17 protein-coding genes are annotated in these 14,848 nt (G+C 60.2%); 14 read left to right on the top strand and 3 right to left on the bottom strand.

What is annotated here, in order from left to right; genetic code table 11:
* The first annotated feature begins 19 nt into the window (after positions 1-19).
* Both AB9L16_RS12040 and AB9L16_RS12035 read left to right on the top strand, forming a co-directional pair.
* Positions 20-694 (top strand): polysaccharide lyase family 7 protein, encoded by a 675-nt coding sequence (locus tag AB9L16_RS12040; protein ID WP_056785602.1) that lies wholly within the window; start codon positions 20-22, stop codon positions 692-694.
* Between the two features lie 309 nt (positions 695-1,003).
* Complete coding sequence (locus AB9L16_RS12035) at positions 1,004-2,320, top strand: MFS transporter (RefSeq protein ID WP_323620709.1); 1,317 nt, start codon at positions 1,004-1,006, stop codon at positions 2,318-2,320.
* A gap of 7 nt (positions 2,321-2,327) precedes the next feature.
* Here AB9L16_RS12035 and AB9L16_RS12030 read toward each other — a convergent pair whose 3' ends face one another.
* Positions 2,328-2,456, bottom strand: a complete 129-nt coding sequence (locus tag AB9L16_RS12030; protein ID WP_095179833.1) for a hypothetical protein — start codon at positions 2,454-2,456, stop codon at positions 2,328-2,330.
* Positions 2,457-2,588: 132 nt separating this feature from the next.
* Positions 2,589-3,140: a cytochrome b gene (locus AB9L16_RS12025; RefSeq protein ID WP_252869434.1), complete on the bottom strand. Its 552-nt coding sequence runs from the start codon at positions 3,138-3,140 to the stop codon at positions 2,589-2,591.
* Positions 3,141-3,346: 206 nt separating this feature from the next.
* Between AB9L16_RS12025 and AB9L16_RS12020 the strand changes: the two genes are divergently transcribed.
* From AB9L16_RS12020 to AB9L16_RS11980, 9 genes are all read left to right on the top strand, one after another.
* Complete coding sequence (locus AB9L16_RS12020) at positions 3,347-4,024, top strand: thermostable hemolysin (RefSeq protein WP_056785596.1); 678 nt, start codon at positions 3,347-3,349, stop codon at positions 4,022-4,024.
* Complete coding sequence (locus AB9L16_RS12015; RefSeq protein ID WP_375123640.1) at positions 4,014-5,492, top strand: AMP-binding protein; 1,479 nt, start codon at positions 4,014-4,016, stop codon at positions 5,490-5,492. Before AB9L16_RS12020 ends, AB9L16_RS12015 begins: the two co-directional genes overlap by 11 nt.
* On the top strand, positions 5,492-6,166 hold the full coding sequence (locus AB9L16_RS12010; RefSeq protein WP_041478762.1) for a TenA family transcriptional regulator: 675 nt from the start codon (positions 5,492-5,494) through the stop codon (positions 6,164-6,166). The genes AB9L16_RS12015 and AB9L16_RS12010 overlap by 1 nt, the downstream gene beginning before the upstream one ends.
* On the top strand, positions 6,153-6,962 hold the full coding sequence (locus tag AB9L16_RS12005; RefSeq protein ID WP_095179828.1) for an SDR family oxidoreductase: 810 nt from the start codon (positions 6,153-6,155) through the stop codon (positions 6,960-6,962). The genes AB9L16_RS12010 and AB9L16_RS12005 overlap by 14 nt, the downstream gene beginning before the upstream one ends.
* The gene (locus AB9L16_RS12000) at positions 6,959-7,603 is read left to right on the top strand and encodes a tetratricopeptide repeat protein (RefSeq protein ID WP_041478760.1); all 645 of its coding nucleotides are present in this window, start codon (positions 6,959-6,961) and stop codon (positions 7,601-7,603) included. Before AB9L16_RS12005 ends, AB9L16_RS12000 begins: the two co-directional genes overlap by 4 nt.
* A gap of 11 nt (positions 7,604-7,614) precedes the next feature.
* A complete protein-coding gene (locus tag AB9L16_RS11995; RefSeq protein ID WP_016774538.1) occupies positions 7,615-8,277 on the top strand; it encodes a response regulator in 663 nt (220 codons plus the stop codon).
* Complete coding sequence (locus tag AB9L16_RS11990; RefSeq protein WP_375123639.1) at positions 8,274-9,644, top strand: ATP-binding protein; 1,371 nt, start codon at positions 8,274-8,276, stop codon at positions 9,642-9,644. The genes AB9L16_RS11995 and AB9L16_RS11990 overlap by 4 nt, the downstream gene beginning before the upstream one ends.
* A gap of 8 nt (positions 9,645-9,652) precedes the next feature.
* Positions 9,653-9,856 carry a hypothetical protein gene (locus AB9L16_RS11985; protein ID WP_056785583.1) on the top strand — a complete coding sequence of 68 codons (204 nt, stop codon included), beginning with the start codon at positions 9,653-9,655 and terminating at the stop codon, positions 9,854-9,856.
* 342 nt (positions 9,857-10,198) lie between these two features.
* Positions 10,199-10,411: a hypothetical protein gene (locus AB9L16_RS11980; protein WP_252869429.1), complete on the top strand. Its 213-nt coding sequence runs from the start codon at positions 10,199-10,201 to the stop codon at positions 10,409-10,411.
* A gap of 44 nt (positions 10,412-10,455) precedes the next feature.
* On the opposite strand, the gene AB9L16_RS11975 is transcribed toward AB9L16_RS11980, so the two are convergent.
* Positions 10,456-11,376, bottom strand: a complete 921-nt coding sequence (locus AB9L16_RS11975) for a universal stress protein (RefSeq protein WP_375123638.1) — start codon at positions 11,374-11,376, stop codon at positions 10,456-10,458.
* Positions 11,377-11,609: 233 nt separating this feature from the next.
* Between AB9L16_RS11975 and fnr the strand changes: the two genes are divergently transcribed.
* From fnr to AB9L16_RS11960, 3 genes are all read left to right on the top strand, one after another.
* Positions 11,610-12,350 carry a fumarate/nitrate reduction transcriptional regulator Fnr gene (gene fnr, locus AB9L16_RS11970; RefSeq protein ID WP_095179822.1) on the top strand — a complete coding sequence of 247 codons (741 nt, stop codon included), beginning with the start codon at positions 11,610-11,612 and terminating at the stop codon, positions 12,348-12,350.
* 202 nt (positions 12,351-12,552) lie between these two features.
* Entirely contained in the window at positions 12,553-13,893 is a 1,341-nt protein-coding gene (gene potE / locus AB9L16_RS11965; protein ID WP_375123637.1) for a putrescine-ornithine antiporter, read from the top strand.
* Positions 13,894-13,942: 49 nt separating this feature from the next.
* The gene (locus tag AB9L16_RS11960; protein WP_375123636.1) at positions 13,943-14,848 is read left to right on the top strand and encodes an amino acid ABC transporter substrate-binding protein; all 906 of its coding nucleotides are present in this window, start codon (positions 13,943-13,945) and stop codon (positions 14,846-14,848) included.

Raw genomic sequence — 14,848 nt, 5'->3', positions numbered from 1 at the left:
ATCGTCAGGAGTACAAACCATGGCCGTAAACATCAGCAATCTCACCCTCTCCACCCCGGTACCCGTCTCGGCGACCAATCCGGTCGCACTGGAGCTCAACGGCGCCGAAGCCATTGCGCAATTTCCCAGCATCGTCACCGTGCTGCCGGACGGATCGCTGCAACTGTCCGCGCCGACCAAAGGCGCCTCAAGCAAGAGCACCCACCGCACCCGCTGCGAATGGAAAGAATCCTTCTATTGGTCGCTGGCCAGCGCCGCTGACCACCTCAACTATCAGGAGATGACCGTGACCAAGGTCAACTCTGCGCAGAAAGTCGTTATTTCGCAGATGCATGTGAAAAACGACGACAGCCCCGCCATCAAGGTGTTCTGGCAGAAAGGCAACATCACCATGGGCTTCCGCCAGAGTTTCAACCAGCCCACCCCGGTCAACACCACGGTGCTCAAGGGCGTACCGCTGGGCGCGAAATTCAAGGTGACCATTCGCGCCAACTCTGCCGGCGTGGCCCGCGTCACCGTCGACTACAACGGCGTTGTCGGAACATCAGGTGATTTGCAGCTCGACTCAACCTGGAATTCGCAGGTGTTCAATTTCCACGGCGGGGTCTACAACCAGATCGACTACACCGACGCCACGCCGCCAGAGGATGGATCGATCTGCATCATCAGTGATTTGTTGATATCGCATACCTAGGCGCTGAAACGAGCAAGGGCCTGCGTAGTTTTTGCATGCATGGCCCTTGTCGGAGCTCAGCCCGATGATTGGTTTTCAGCCTCCTCTCGAACCTCAAAACAGCCTGCGTCCTAACGTCGCAGCCGTCAGCTATTGGCAAATCCTGCGCAAGCCGTAGAATCCCGCGCTCTCGCATCGCGCGTCTGGTCACAGACGCGAACTTGCAGGGCTGGCCATGTCGTCCGACGTCACCACCCTGCCCGATCGGCAGACCCCCTGCACAACACCTGTTCCAGCCTGGCAACCGCACGCGCAGTGGCGCACGTTGCGCTGTTCGATTTTCTTGAGGTTTTTATGTCTCCGCGTTTGCTGGCCATGGCGCTGGCGCCCCTGCTCGGGCTGTTCATTATTGCTCTGGGCAATGGTTTTCTGTCTTCCCTGACCACCCTTCGCCTGGACGCCGCCGGTGCCTCGGCGACGATGATCGGAGTTGTTTCGTCGGCCTACTTCATCGGCCTGACGCTGGGCGCGGTGTTCAACGACCGGCTGATTCTGCGCATCGGCCATATTCGTGCCTACGGCAGCTTCGCCTCGCTGATCGCCGTGACGATTCTGTTGCAGGGTCTGTTCTACGACACCTGGGGCTGGCTCGTCCTGCGGCTGATCAACGGCTGGGCCACGGTCGGTGTGTTTCTGGTGATCGAAAGCTGGCTGCTACTGGCCGGTGACGAGAAGATTCGCGGGCGCCTGCTCGCGCTGTACATGATCGTCCTTTATGGCGCTGGCGTTTTGGGCCAGGCGACGCTCGGGACCATCACCGGCATGAGCGACAGCGCGCCGTTCATGGTCGCCGGCATGCTCGCTGCGTTGTCGGTGCTGCCGATCGTGATCCTGCCGCGTGTGTCGCCGCTGCTCGACCAGGTCGAGCCGCTCAAGCCCCGGCAACTGTTGGGCGTGACGCCGACCGGGCTGGTCGGCTGTTTCGGCTCGGGGGTGACCATCGCGGCGATCTACACCTTGTTGCCGCTGTATCTGCAACGCAGAGGTCTGGACGTCGGAGAAGTCGGCAGCATGATGGCCTGGACGATTCTCGGCGCGATGCTGCTGCAGTATCCGGTCGGACGCTGGTCCGACCGCACGGATCGCTTGCAGGTGCTGACGCTTCTGACGGTGGCGTGCACCGCGTTATCACTGGTGATTGTGCTGCTGCCGCTGTCTTCGACAATGCTCGCGGCGATGCTGTTTCTGCTCGGTGGCGGCGTCTTCGCGCTGTACCCGGTGGCCGTCAGCCACGCGGCCGACCGCGCGCCGGCCGAAGCGTTGGTGCCGATGATTCAGGGTTTGCTGCTGATCAACTCGCTGGGCTCGGCCATCAGTCCGATGATGATCTCGCCGGTGATGAACTCGTTCGGCGCCAACGGCCTGTTCTGGGTATTTGCGGTGGTCAACCTGAGCATGGTCAGCTTTTTCTTTTGGCGCCGCGGCAAACGCCCGGTGCCGGCCAACCCCGCACCGTTCACGGCAGCAGCCACCTATTCACCGACAGGTGCGGAGTTGCGGGTCACCGAGGATTTGCGTGTGGCCGCTGAGGAGCATCCGGCGATGATGGATGCGATCAGCGGGGAACTGGTGACGCAGCCACGGTGACCGCTGATCAGCAACTGCCCGGCGGGATGCCGTCCTTGTTGAAGTCCTTCAAGCGCTCGCGCTCTTCTTCGGTGGAATGCGCCGGGGTGGTTTGATCCGGTACCTCTTGCGGCACTTCGGTATTTTCTTCAGTCATGGCTTTGCCCTCGTTGTCGATGCTATTTCGGCATCGGCGAGGGCTGGCAGTTCCGGATTTTCAGCTCCACCGCAGCCATGCGCTTCAGTTACGGCGAGCATTACCTTCAGCGAACAGCGCCAGATGCTTGCCTCAAGAGCGGGTACGCTCAATCAGCATCCTCTGCAACGTGTTGTCCTTCACCCAGTAATGATGGAACAGCCCCGCCAGCGCGTGCAGGCCGATCAGCCAGTAGCCGGCACTGCCAATCCATTCGTGCCAGTACTTGAGTTGTTTGGCCAGGTCCGGATCAATAGCCACCGGCGCCGGCACATGGAAGCCGAAGTACGGAAACGGTTTATCGCCCGCCGCGAGCATGAGCCAGGCCAGGACAGGCGTGACAATCATCAATCCATACAGCGCCAGGTGCGTCAGGTGCGCAACTGCGGTCTGCCACGCCGGCGGTTTGGGGGTGATCGGTGGACGCGGGGTCAATCGGCCGATCAGACGAATCCACACCAACGCGAAGATGCTTGCGCCAAACAGCCCATGCATACCCATCAGCAGGCCGCGTGCTTCGCTGCCTTTGGGCATATAGCCTTTGATTTCGACGCACGCATACACACCGACGAACAACGCCAGCATCAGCCAATGCAGGATGATTGAGAGTTTTCCATAACGGGTTACAGCGGTGTCGCGAATCATAGGAAACGCCTCGTGATTGTTGTGGAGCGACGATCATCTCGCTCGAAATTATCGATCCGGTTGCCCTGAATCAAGGCTAACCATGCTTGCCCAGCCTTAAGGGAGTCTGAAGATCGGCGCTGCGGTTAACGGTTTTTCATCTTCAGACTTCGTTAAGAAATGGCTTGGATACTGCGCTCAAACCCATTGAGGGAGGCGTTCTGCCCATGCCCGAATTCGACTGGAACATCCCGCTGCCCTTGCACTTCGGCCAGGCCGAATCGTTGCCGATGACGCTGAGAAACGCGTTGCCGGAGGACGAGCTGCGCGCGCCCTTCGAAGCCTTTATCCAGCAGCGTTTTCGCACGGCTCACGGTGCCGAAATCCGCCATTTCATGCCCGAGCTGTTCGGCATGCACAACAGCGATGGCCAGTTGTGCGCAGTGGCCGGGGTCCGTCGAGCGCATCTGGAGGCACTGTTTCTCGAGCGCTATCTGGATGAACCGATCGAGCCGTTGATCAGCGCCGCCGCCGGTCGTGCAGTGGATCGCAAGGTCATTGTCGAAGTCGGCAACCTCGCCGCCAGCGATACCGGCAGTGCGCGCCTGAGCATCATCGCCATCACCTATCTGCTGGCCATGGGCGGCCTAGAATGGGTGACCTTCACCGGTAACATCGGACTGGTCAACAGCTTCCATCGCCTCGGTTTGAAGCCCGTGACATTGTGCGCCGCTGATCCACAGCGACTGGGTGACGAGCGTCAACACTGGGGCAGTTATTACGAAAGCAAACCCTGGGTGCACGTCGGCAACATTCGCGCGGGATTTGTTCATCTGCGCAATATTGGCCTGTTCACTCGCCTGGGTTTGCCGACTTCCGTTGAAGGAGCCTGCCATGTCGCTTGAATTGCAGCGCTTCCAGGAAACCCTGCGCGACCATGCCCGACGCAATGACAACGCCTCAGCCCTGTGGGGCGACACGCTGAGAATAGATTACGCCACGCTGTATGCCGAGGTGTTGTATCGCCAGGAGCGCCTGCGCGATGAGCAGGTGCAGGTGATTGCGCTGGCGCTGGACAACGGCGTCGACGCGATGCTTTGGGATCTGGCTGTGTTGTTCGAAGGCTTGACCTGCGTAACGCTGCCACCGTTTTTCAGTGCCGCGCAGCGCGCCCATTGTCTGGAGCAGAGCCAGGCCGAACGGGTGATCGCCGAGCCGGAACTGCAAGCCGAGCTGCTGGCGGCGGGCTATGAATTACGAGGTGAATTCTGGTGTCGCTCGTTCAATGGCCCGAGTCGCATGCCGGCGGGCACCGCGAAACTCACGTTTACCTCCGGGACCACCGGCACGCCGAAAGGGGTGTGCCTGAGCGCCGACAGCTTCCTGCGAGTTGCCCGGGAGCTTGATCAGGCAAGCGCAACCGCTGGACCGGAGCACCATCTGGCGCTGTTGCCTTTGGCGATCCTGCTGGAGAACCTGGGCTGTTATGCCGCGCTATACGCCGGTGCGGTGTTGAGCCTGCCAAGCCAGACAACCCTCGGCATTCAAGGTGCCAGCGGCATCGATGTTGCGCGCCTGCTCGGTTATCTGGGCAAGCGTGCGCCGGAGAGTCTGATACTCGTGCCACAGCTGCTGCAAGTTCTGGTCAGCGCCGCTGAACAGAAGGCTTTCGATCCGCAAACCTTGCTCTTCGCCGCGGTCGGTGGCGCGCGGGTGTCAGCGGATCTGCTGCACCGCGCGCAACGGGTCGGGTTAGCGGTTTACGAGGGATACGGCTTGTCCGAGTGCGCCTCGGTCGTATGCCTCAATCGCCCCGGCGCGCGCCGTCCGGGCAGCGTCGGGCGCCCTCTGCCTCATATCGAGGTGCGGTTGGCCGAGGACGGCGAAGTGCTGATCAAGGGTTCGGTGTTGCTCGGTTATCTAGGGGAGCCGGCGTATACCGATCAATGGTGGCCGAGTGGCGATCTGGGCGAGTTCGATCCGGAAGGTTTTCTCTATCTCAAGGGCCGCAAAAAACACCAATTCGTCACCAGCTACGGGCGAAACGTCAACCCGGAATGGGTCGAGTCGGAACTGACCCAGCGCCGCCACATCGCTCAAGCGTTCGTCTATGGCGAGGCGATGCCGCACAACCACGCCCTGCTCTGGCCGCATCGTCCGGACTGCACCGATGCCGAGCTGACCGCCGCCGTCGCCGAAGCGAACGAGGCGTTGCCCGATTACGCCCAGGTGCATCAGTGGACGCGCCTGGCGCACCCCTTCACCGCCGCCAACGGCCTGCTCACCGCCAATGGCCGGCCGCGCCGCGACGCCATCATCGCGCAGTACCACACGCAATTGACCGAATCCGCCACTTCCGAGGAATCCGCATAATGAGTTTTTTCGACACCCTGCAAGAAGCCACGCAGCGCGAACGCCACGAGCTGTTCAATCTGCCGATCATCGTCGATGCGTTGCAAGGCAAGGTAAGCCTCGACAGCTATCGGGCCTTTCTTGCCCAGGCTTACTACCACGTGCGCCACACCGTGCCACTGATGATGGCCTGCGGTGCACGCCTGCCGACGCGCCTGGAATGGCTCCGCAAAGCGGTGTGCGAGTACATTGAGGATGAATACGGCCACGAACAATGGGTGCTCAACGACATTGCCGCCTGTGGCGGTGATCGCGACGCCGTGCGCGATGGTCAGCCCTCGTTATCGATCGAGCTGATGGTCAGCTTTCTTTACGATCTGATCGCCCGGGGCAATCCGGTGGGTCTGTTCGGCATGGTGAACGTGCTCGAAGGCACCAGCATTGCCCTGGCGACCCACGCGGCGGGGAGCATTCGCGATCGCCTGGCGCTGCCGGAAACGGCATTCAGCTATCTGAGCTCCCACGGCGCGCTCGACATCGAGCACATGCAGACCTATCGGCGGTTGATGAATCAGCTGGAAGACCCTGACGATCAAGCGGCGGTCATCCACGCATCGAAAGTCGTCTATCGCCTCTACACCGACATGTTCCGTGATCTGCCCCGCGACGCTGAGGCTCAACATGCAGCTGCATGAAGCCCGCGTGGTGCTGACAGGTGCCAGTGGCGGCATCGGCCTGGCCATCGCCAGTGCCTTGTGCGCCGCCGGTGCCAGGGTATTGGCCGTGGCGCGGCATCAGGAGGCGCTGTTGCCGCTGCTTGAGCGGTATCCGCAGAACCTGTGCTGGGTCGCCGCCGATCTGACCTTCCTTAGCGATCGGCGCAAAGTGTTGGCCGCCGCCGACGCCATCGGCGGCATCAACCTGCTGATCAACGCCGCCGGGGTCAATCACTTCGCCATGCTCGAACAGCTCGATGACAGTGACATCAACGCGATGCTGGCGGTGAACATCAGCGCGCCAATCTGCCTGACCAAAATGCTGTTGCCGCTGCTCAAGCAGGCTGACAGTGCGATGGTGGTCAACGTCGGCTCGACCTATGGCTCGATCGGCTACCCCGGTTACGCCAGCTATTGCGCGAGCAAATTCGCCCTGCGCGGATTCTCCGAGGCGTTGCGCCGCGAGCTGGCCGACACGCGGGTCAGCGTGTTGTATGTCGCGCCCCGGGCCACCCGCACCTCGATGAACAGCGCCGCTGCGCAAGCCTTGAACGATGCCCTCAAGGCCAGCGTTGACGATCCGCAGACCGTGGCGTCGGCAGTGATGCATGCGATTGCCGGCGACCGTCGTGATCTCTACCTAGGCTGGCCGGAGCGATTTTTCGTCCGTTTGAACAGCTTACTTCCGCATCTGGTGGATCGCGGTCTGCGCAAGCAATTGCCACTGATCCGCCGTCTCAGTGAAAAACCTGACAACGAGGCTTCAAAGCCATGAAAAAACTCTCCACATGCCTGCTGTTTGCCGCCCTCAGTCAAAGTGTCTGGGCGCTTGAGCCGGCTGATCAGCAACGTCTCACCGGCATCCAGCAGAACTGGGCGCACATTCAATACGAGGTCGCGGAAAAGCAGCGCGCCGCGGCGTTCGAGCAATTGGCCAGCGAAGCCAACGCGTTCACCACGCAACGTCCGAATGTGGCCGAAGCCTGGATCTGGAAAGGCATCGTCACCAGCAGTTGGGCCGGTGCCGAGGGCGGGCTCGGTGCCCTGGGCAAAGCCAAGGACGCCAAAGCGGACCTGGAAAAATCCCTGACGCTTGACCCTAAAGCCTTGCAGGGCTCGGCCTATACCAGCCTCGCTGCATTGTACGATCGGGTACCGGGCTGGCCGATCGGCTTCGGCGACAGCGACAAGGCCGAGCAATTGCTCAAACAAGCCCTGCAGCTCAACCCCGATGGCATCGACAGTCTGTACTTCTGGGGCGACCATCTCTACCGTCAGAAGCGCTACGCTGAAGCCAAGGCAGCGCTGATCAAGGCCAGACAAGCCGCACCCCGTGCGGGCCGCGAAAGTGCCGACGCCGGGCGTCGTAAAGAGATCGACGCCTTGCTGGTGGACGTGAACAAGAAACTCGACTGAAAGGAGTGCGCGTGCGTTTATTACTGATCGAGGATGACGTGGCGCTGGGTGAAGGCATCTATCAGGCGCTGGGCCGTGAGGGATACACCGTCGACTGGCTCAAGGACGGCAGCAGCGCCTTGCACGCGCTGCTCAGCGAAACGTTTGACGTCGCCGTGCTGGACCTCGGCCTGCCACGCATGGATGGCCTCGAAGTGTTGCGCCGCCTGCGCGACAGCGGTTCGAACCTGCCGGTGTTGATTCTCACCGCTCGCGATGCCACCGAAGACCGCATTGCCGGACTCGACGCCGGTGCTGACGATTACCTGGTCAAGCCGTTCGACCTCGCCGAACTCAAAGCCCGCCTGCGCGCCTTATTGCGCCGCAGTGCCGGGCGCGCCCAGGCGCTGATCGAACACGCCGGCATCAGCCTCAACCCCGGCACCCAGCAGGTCAGTTATCAAGGCCAACCGGTCGCGCTCACCCCCAAGGAATATCAGTTGCTGCACGAACTGCTGTCGCCGCCGGGGCGGGTGATGACTCGCGATCAATTGATCCAGTTGCTCTACGGCTGGAACGAAGAAGCGGAAAGCAACACCCTGGAAGTGCACATTCATCACCTGCGCAAGAAGTTCTCCACCGACCTGATCCGTACCATCCGCGGCGTGGGTTATCTGGTGGAGGAGCGTCGATGACCTCGATCCGCCGGCGCACGCTGACCCTGATCATCGGCCTGTTACTGGCCGGTCTGGCGATACTCAGCACCTTCAATGTGCATGACAGCAACCACGAAATCGCCGAGGTGTACGACGCGCAATTGGCGCAGAACGCGCGCCTGCTGCAAGGCGTGATGCGTATGCCGATGGCGAGTACCGAGCACGCGCAGTTGTATCAGGCGTTCAATCAGGCTCTCGGGGAAGCCAAGCCACGGGTTGACGGACATCCTTACGAAAGCAAAATCGCCTTCCAGGTGTGGAACCCGCAAGGCGAGGTGCTGGTACATACCGCCAGTGCGCCCTCCTTTACTGCGCCGCCGACGAGAACGGGCTTCAGCGACGTCGTCGATCTGAAAGGTCGGCAATGGCGAGCGTTCATGCTGGAAGACAAGCAGAACGGCCTGCGCATCTGGGTCGGCGAGCGCGACGATGTGCGCACCGACCTGGTCGACCGCATCGTGCGCCACACGCTGTGGCCGAACATGCTTGGCAGCCTGATCCTCGCCGCGATGATCTGGCTGGCCATAGGCTGGGGACTCAAGCCCCTGGCAGACATGGCGGCGACTCTGCGCGCCCGTCACAGTGGTTCACTTGAGCCGCTTCAACTGACGCCCCTGCCCAGTGAGCTGGAGCCCATGCAGGCAGCGCTCAATCGCATGCTCGCGCAGATTCAGGAAGTGCTCGGCCGGGAGCGTCGCTTTATCGCCGATGCCGCGCACGAAATGCGCACGCCGCTGGCGGTGCTGCGGGTGCATGCACAAAATCTGCAGGAGGCCGGTACCGAAGAGGAGCGTCGTGAGTCACTTGAGTTTCTGATCTCCGGAGTCGACCGCACGAGCCGACTGGTCAATCAGCTGCTGACCATGGCGCGTCTTGAACCCAAACCCAACCCGCCGCCACTGCAACGCATTGATCTCAGCGAAACCGTACGCAACAGCCTGGTGCAATTGACACCATGGTTGCTGAGCAAACACCTTGAATTGATCTTCGAGGTCAGCGACCAACCGTTTCATGTCCTCGCCGACCCCGCCGCCATCGACATTGCGCTGAATAACCTGATCACCAACGCGGCGAATTTCTCCCCCGAACACGGTGCGATCACCGTGCACCTGAGCGAGTCCGATGGCTTCTGTCATTTGACGGTCGACGATCAAGGGCCGGGAATCGATGAATCGGACAGAGAGCGATTGTTCGAGCGTTTCTACAGCCGTGGCACGGCGCATGGAGCCGGGTTGGGGTTGACCATTGTCAACACCATCGCGATGCGACTGAACGGACGGATTGAACTGACAAACCGCGCAGAGGGAGGTTTGAGGGCGACGTTATCGATTCCGGCAGGGGAATAATCATCCGATTGATTCAGCTGTATGCCGCCGGCCCCAAATACCTGCTGCTCAGCGCTCTGCTCTACGCGCTTGGCTCGTTGATTTACCTGGGCACGCTGAAAACACGTCAGGGTCAGCCGCTCAGCGGTCCGGAAACGGGTGTGTTGATCATCATCTGGGCCGCCGCGATTTACGCTGGCCGGATGTTGTGGGCCGGAACGCTGACTTTGTAAGGTGCACCAGCGTTTTCGCTAGACCGCCAGTACGCTGCAGGGGACCTGGTACAGTGAAAAACCTGAATATCGAGGCTTGTCCACCCCCCTTGCGCAAGCGCCTGGAAAACCGACAAAGCGGCGATGAAACTGGCGAGCGACATTGATCTGGATCAATCGCTGCGACGACAAACTGGATCGAAATAGGGTCATGATTCGGCGGCGCCCGCGTTTCGGATCAGCGACAGTCACAAGCTGCTCGAACACGTGAAAGTTACAGATGCGGCCACAGGGTGACAGGTCCGCAACCCACCCTCATTCTTGCTTTGCGAGGTTCACGATATGGTCATCAATGATCCAGCCATGACAACCGCCAATGTCCGCGACGCAATCGATGACAGTGGCGCACTGTTTCACGAAGCCGATCGGCTCAGCGAACAGGCCTATGCCGTCCTTGAAGAGCCGTTTTCTCCAGACACCATGCACAAGTTCAGCGAAGCGAGGAAACGCGCCGATGAGAAATATCGGCACGCCTGGCAACAATGGCAATACGCACATGGTGGGCGCAGTCACTGATTGATTACCCTCAACCGATTACCATCAACTGCTGCGATGACCGGTCAGGCTGTGGCAGGCATTGCCTTGACCATCAACAAGCTGCAAGGAGCCCGGTTCATCAGGCATTCGGCCGTGCCGCCGATGAAGCCGTCCAGCGCCTGATGGTGACAGATGCCGAGCACCAGCAGGTCGAACGCGTTCTGCCGGGCGAAGTCTTCGATCACCCGGTACGGGACACCTGCAAACATGTGGCTGTGCTGTTCATCGAGACCATAGCGCTCGGCCAGCGTATCGAAGGCTTCCTGCTGAGTGTCGTTGATCGCATCGCGCAAACTGTGATCCAGACTCAAGTTCGGCACACTCATCGCCGCATCACCCACCACCGACCAGTTGCTCACATTCAACAAGTGCAGCGACGCATCGCATTTCGCTGCCAATGTCGATGCAACGCCGAGTATCCGGTCGTTGAGGCCTTGGGTCAGATCCTCGAGATGCGACAGGTCAATGGCCGCCAGTATCTTCAAGGGTTTCGGATGTGCGGCCTCGGTGACCAGATGCAGGCAGGCGGGACAATCTCGTACCAATAGCCAGTCCAACGGCTGGTGAAACGTTTGATTGAGCGCTGAAACATGGTGAGCATCCTTGATCACCAGATCGACATGAATGTCATTGATGTACTCAAGCACATGCGCCGGGGTGGCCCTGGCCCAGACCACTTCGGTGCTGACTTGCACGCCGGCGCCACGTTGAAACCGGGCCTGCTGCTCCAGCCACTGGCGATGCATCTGCAAATAGCCTTCACGCGCTTGCGCCATGGCGTCGTGGTCGATCAGGCCGGCCAACGCCAGGGACTGGACATGATCGAACGCTACGATGTGCAACAACGCGCCACTGGCCCGAGCGAGCGCCCGGGCGCGATCAAACGCCGGGGTGCGGGTCATTTCGGCGGGTGCGATCAACAGAATGCGTTTGAGCCTGAACATCACGTGTATTTCCAGTCAGCGCCATTGGACGATTCTGCAACTCTGCCAACCGCCACGCTTGATATGCATCAAGTCTCCCCATCAAGCCTGCGACACAAGAGCGGCGCAGAGGCCGTTGCCTTTGTGATTCCCCTCCCCGCCGTTCGTCCGTAATCACGCTGGCACGCCAAACGAAAGGCACGTGCGCTGCGAAGACTTCTATGCTTATCACACTCACTGGAGGCTGCTTATCCATGCTTGAAGCCCACTCGCCCCCGCCGATTCTTAAAACTGCCTGTTCCAATTGCAGTGTGGTGGAGTTATGCCTGCCGCTCGGTCTGACTGGCCCGGAGGTTGATCGACTCGACACACTGATCGTGCAGCGATACAAGGTGAAGAAAGGCGCTGCTCTCTACAGGACGGGGGACCCGCTACGCTCGCTGTACGCCGTGCGAATAGGCTCGTTCAAGACCAGCGTGGTCTCCGTCGACGGCCGCGAGCAAGTGACCGGTTTTCATATTCCCGGCGAAATGCTCGGGCTCGACGCCATCAGTATCGATCAACACGCGTGTACTGCGTATGCGCTGGAGGACAGCGAGGTCTGTCCGATTCACTTCGCACAGCTGGAAAAACTCGCGCAAAGCCTGCCATCGCTGCAGCACAATCTGAATAAACTGCTGAGCCGGGAAATTGTGCGCGATCACAGCATGTTGATGCTCATGGGCAACATGAACTCAGATGAGCGCCTCGCGGCTTTCCTGGTCAACCTTTCACAACGCCTCAGCTCCCGTGGCTATTCCTCGAAAGAGTTCGTGCTGAAAATGCGCCGTGAAGAAATCGGCTCCTACCTTGGGCTGCGTCTCGAAACCATTTGCCGCGGCATTGCCCACTTGCGCGATCAGGGTTTGGTGGAAATCACCGCACGCGACGTAAAAATCCGCAACATGGACGGCCTCAAGCAGATGGTGTCGGGCTGCAACCGCCAGCAGCATTGAGCCCGTCCATGAGTTCCTGCCATGCCTTCGCCATCCCTCGGGCAAGCCATATCGAAGCGATGGGCGCGCTGTTTCGATGCACTTGAAATCACCTGTCTTTCTAACCGTTGAACGTCGCTTGAAAAGCTGCGTACTGCCGATGCCGGCAAAACCTCGTGCGTCGGCTGAGCGGTGATGCGTTGCGCAAATCGAGGGAACTCCGATGGCCGACTCAAGCAAGAAAATGAGCCTCATGGGGCTCACCACACTGGTGACGGTGAACATGATGGGCTCAGGCATCATCATGTTGCCGACGAGCATGGCCCAACTCGGGGCTGTTTCATTGCTGTCATGGATCGTCACCGCTGTCGGCTCGATGGCCATCGCGTATTGCTTTTCCCAGTGCGGCATCTTCTGCCTGCGCTCTGGCGGGCTATCCGCCTACACCGAAGAGGCGCATGCAAAGTCAGGCTTTTTTCTGTGCTCTTACCTGTACTTCCTGTCGCTGGCCATTGCCAACGTGGCGGTGGCGATCTCTGCGGTGGGATACATGACATCGTTCATGCCCTGGCTGGGAAGCGGCGCCATTCCTTTATTCGTTGGGACAGTCGGCCTGCTCTGGCTGACCACCGTGGCGAATTTCGGCGGCCCAGGCATCACCGGCAGGATTGGTGCGGTTACGGTGTGGGGGGTGATCATTCCTGTAGCGGGCTTGAGCATCATCGGTTGGTTCTGGTTCAAACCCGATCTGATCATCGCCGCCTGGAACCCGAATCAACTGCCGATATCCGAGGCCATCAGCAAAGCGATTCCCCTGACACTCTGGGCGTTTCTCGGCATGGAGTCGGCAGCCCAGGCCTCAGATGCGGTCGAAAATCCCAAGCGCACCGTACCGCTGGCCTGTCTGTTCGGGACATTGGGCGCAGCGGTGGTCTATGTGCTATCGACGACGGTCATTCAGGGCATTATTCCCAACGCCGAACTGGCCAACTCATCTGCTCCTTTCGCGCTCGTTTATGCACATATGTTCAATCCCCTGGTCGGCAACATCATCATGGCGCTCGCGGTAATGGCCTGTGTTGGCTCGCTGCTGGGCTGGCAGTTCACGTTGGCGCAAACGGCCAAGGTGACCGCTGATCAGGGCATGTTCCCGAAACTGTTCAGCAAGGTCAGCGCACGCAACGCCCCCATCGTCGGGATGCTGGTCTGCGGCGTACTGCAGACCTTGATGGCGCTGTCGACCATTTCGCCGAACGCAAGCGCGCAGTTTGGAAAACTCGTCAGCCTCGCCGCGGTGACCAACCTGATTCCCTACGTGACGGCAGCCACCGGGCTGCTGGTCATGATGTACAAAGCCAGAGTCAGCGCCGCCGTATACACGCGCAATACCCTGCTGTTAGTGGTTGCCGTGGCCTATTCGTTGTATGCGCTGTATGCCTGCGGCAAGGACGCGGTATTCGGCGGCATCCTGGTCCTGGTGTTCGGCTACCTGCTTTACGGTTTCCTCGCCAAACGTTTTGTCGCTGCCCCTGCGCCTGTCGGCCCCCGGCCTGATAACCCTTGATCGAAGTCTTCGGTACAGCACAGAAATCTGAGTTCGAGGAACCGCGCGCATGAACGTGAAACTGATCAGAGCCCACCACCTGCTGCTCGTCTGCGTCCTTGCGCTGCTACCGCTAGTGACCCATGGCAATACGCTGGAGCGCATCCGTGCCAGTCAAGCGATCACCCTTGGCTACGTGCCTGACTTCATGCCTTTCAGTGATCAGGCCGCCGATAAAGCCAGCGGCTATGCCATCGATCTCTGCCTGAAAATAGCCGAGAAGGTCAGGATCGATCTGAATGTGCCGACGTTGAAAATCCAGTACCAACCGGTCTCGCTCAACGACGAGATGAGCGCCGTCAGTTCCGGCAAGATCGACATTCTTTGTACGCCGACCCCACCCACGCTGGCGCGGCGCAGGGTCGTCAGCTACTCGGTGCCGATTTACACCGCCGGGCTCTCGGCCGTGGTGCGCCAGGATGCTTCCGAAACCTTGCTCAATGTGCTGAATGGCAAAGTGGCCCATACCGGGCCAACGTGGCGAGCCACGGTGAACCGTGGCCTGGCCAACCAGACGTATGCCGCCATCGCTGGTGGTGTCACCGAGACGTGGATACAACAGCAGATGCGATTGCTGGGTGTGGTCGCCACGCTGGTCACCGTAGAGAACGCAGAAGCCGGTCTGAATCTGGTTGCCAATGGCAAAGCCGATGCGTTTTTCGCTGAACGCATGCTGCTCAAGCATCTGCTGACCAGAAATTATCCATCGGGCAACCTGGTGCTGCTGGAACGGATTTTCGAGTCCGCACCGACGGCGATGGCAGTGGATCGAGAGGATGAGGACTTTCGTCTGCTGGTCGACACGGCGCTGAGTGAAATGTACCGATCCGGCGAAATTGAACAGGCATTCGACAAACATCTGGGCGGCGCCGGCGATGCGGCCAGGAAGCTGTTCAAGATCTATGCAATCCCCTAG

The sequence above is a fragment of the Pseudomonas sp. LW8 genome (assembly GCF_041956865.1).
Classification (GTDB): Bacteria; Pseudomonadota; Gammaproteobacteria; order Pseudomonadales; family Pseudomonadaceae; genus Aquipseudomonas; species Aquipseudomonas siliginis.
Note: the sequence above shows the minus strand (reverse complement) of the source record. Positions and strands in the feature narration are given on the sequence as shown.

Excerpts from the sequence above, each read along its gene's own strand:
- AB9L16_RS12025 (WP_252869434.1), bottom strand. The coding sequence starts at position 3,140 with ATGATTCGCGACACCGCTGTAACCCGTTATGGAAAACTCTCAATCATC.
- AB9L16_RS11960 (WP_375123636.1), top strand. The coding sequence starts at position 13,943 with ATGAACGTGAAACTGATCAGAGCCCACCACCTGCTGCTCGTCTGCGTC.
- AB9L16_RS11980 (WP_252869429.1), top strand. The coding sequence starts at position 10,199 with ATGACAACCGCCAATGTCCGCGACGCAATCGATGACAGTGGCGCACTG.
- AB9L16_RS11975 (WP_375123638.1), bottom strand. The coding sequence starts at position 11,376 with ATGTTCAGGCTCAAACGCATTCTGTTGATCGCACCCGCCGAAATGACC.
- AB9L16_RS12030 (WP_095179833.1), bottom strand. The coding sequence starts at position 2,456 with ATGACTGAAGAAAATACCGAAGTGCCGCAAGAGGTACCGGATCAAACC.
- AB9L16_RS12015 (WP_375123640.1), top strand. The coding sequence starts at position 4,014 with ATGTCGCTTGAATTGCAGCGCTTCCAGGAAACCCTGCGCGACCATGCC.
- potE (WP_375123637.1), top strand. The coding sequence starts at position 12,553 with ATGGCCGACTCAAGCAAGAAAATGAGCCTCATGGGGCTCACCACACTG.
- AB9L16_RS12020 (WP_056785596.1), top strand. The coding sequence starts at position 3,347 with ATGCCCGAATTCGACTGGAACATCCCGCTGCCCTTGCACTTCGGCCAG.
- AB9L16_RS12000 (WP_041478760.1), top strand. The coding sequence starts at position 6,959 with ATGAAAAAACTCTCCACATGCCTGCTGTTTGCCGCCCTCAGTCAAAGT.
- AB9L16_RS12010 (WP_041478762.1), top strand. The coding sequence starts at position 5,492 with ATGAGTTTTTTCGACACCCTGCAAGAAGCCACGCAGCGCGAACGCCAC.
- AB9L16_RS12005 (WP_095179828.1), top strand. The coding sequence starts at position 6,153 with ATGCAGCTGCATGAAGCCCGCGTGGTGCTGACAGGTGCCAGTGGCGGC.
- AB9L16_RS12040 (WP_056785602.1), top strand. The coding sequence starts at position 20 with ATGGCCGTAAACATCAGCAATCTCACCCTCTCCACCCCGGTACCCGTC.
- AB9L16_RS11990 (WP_375123639.1), top strand. The coding sequence starts at position 8,274 with ATGACCTCGATCCGCCGGCGCACGCTGACCCTGATCATCGGCCTGTTA.
- fnr (WP_095179822.1), top strand. The coding sequence starts at position 11,610 with ATGCTTGAAGCCCACTCGCCCCCGCCGATTCTTAAAACTGCCTGTTCC.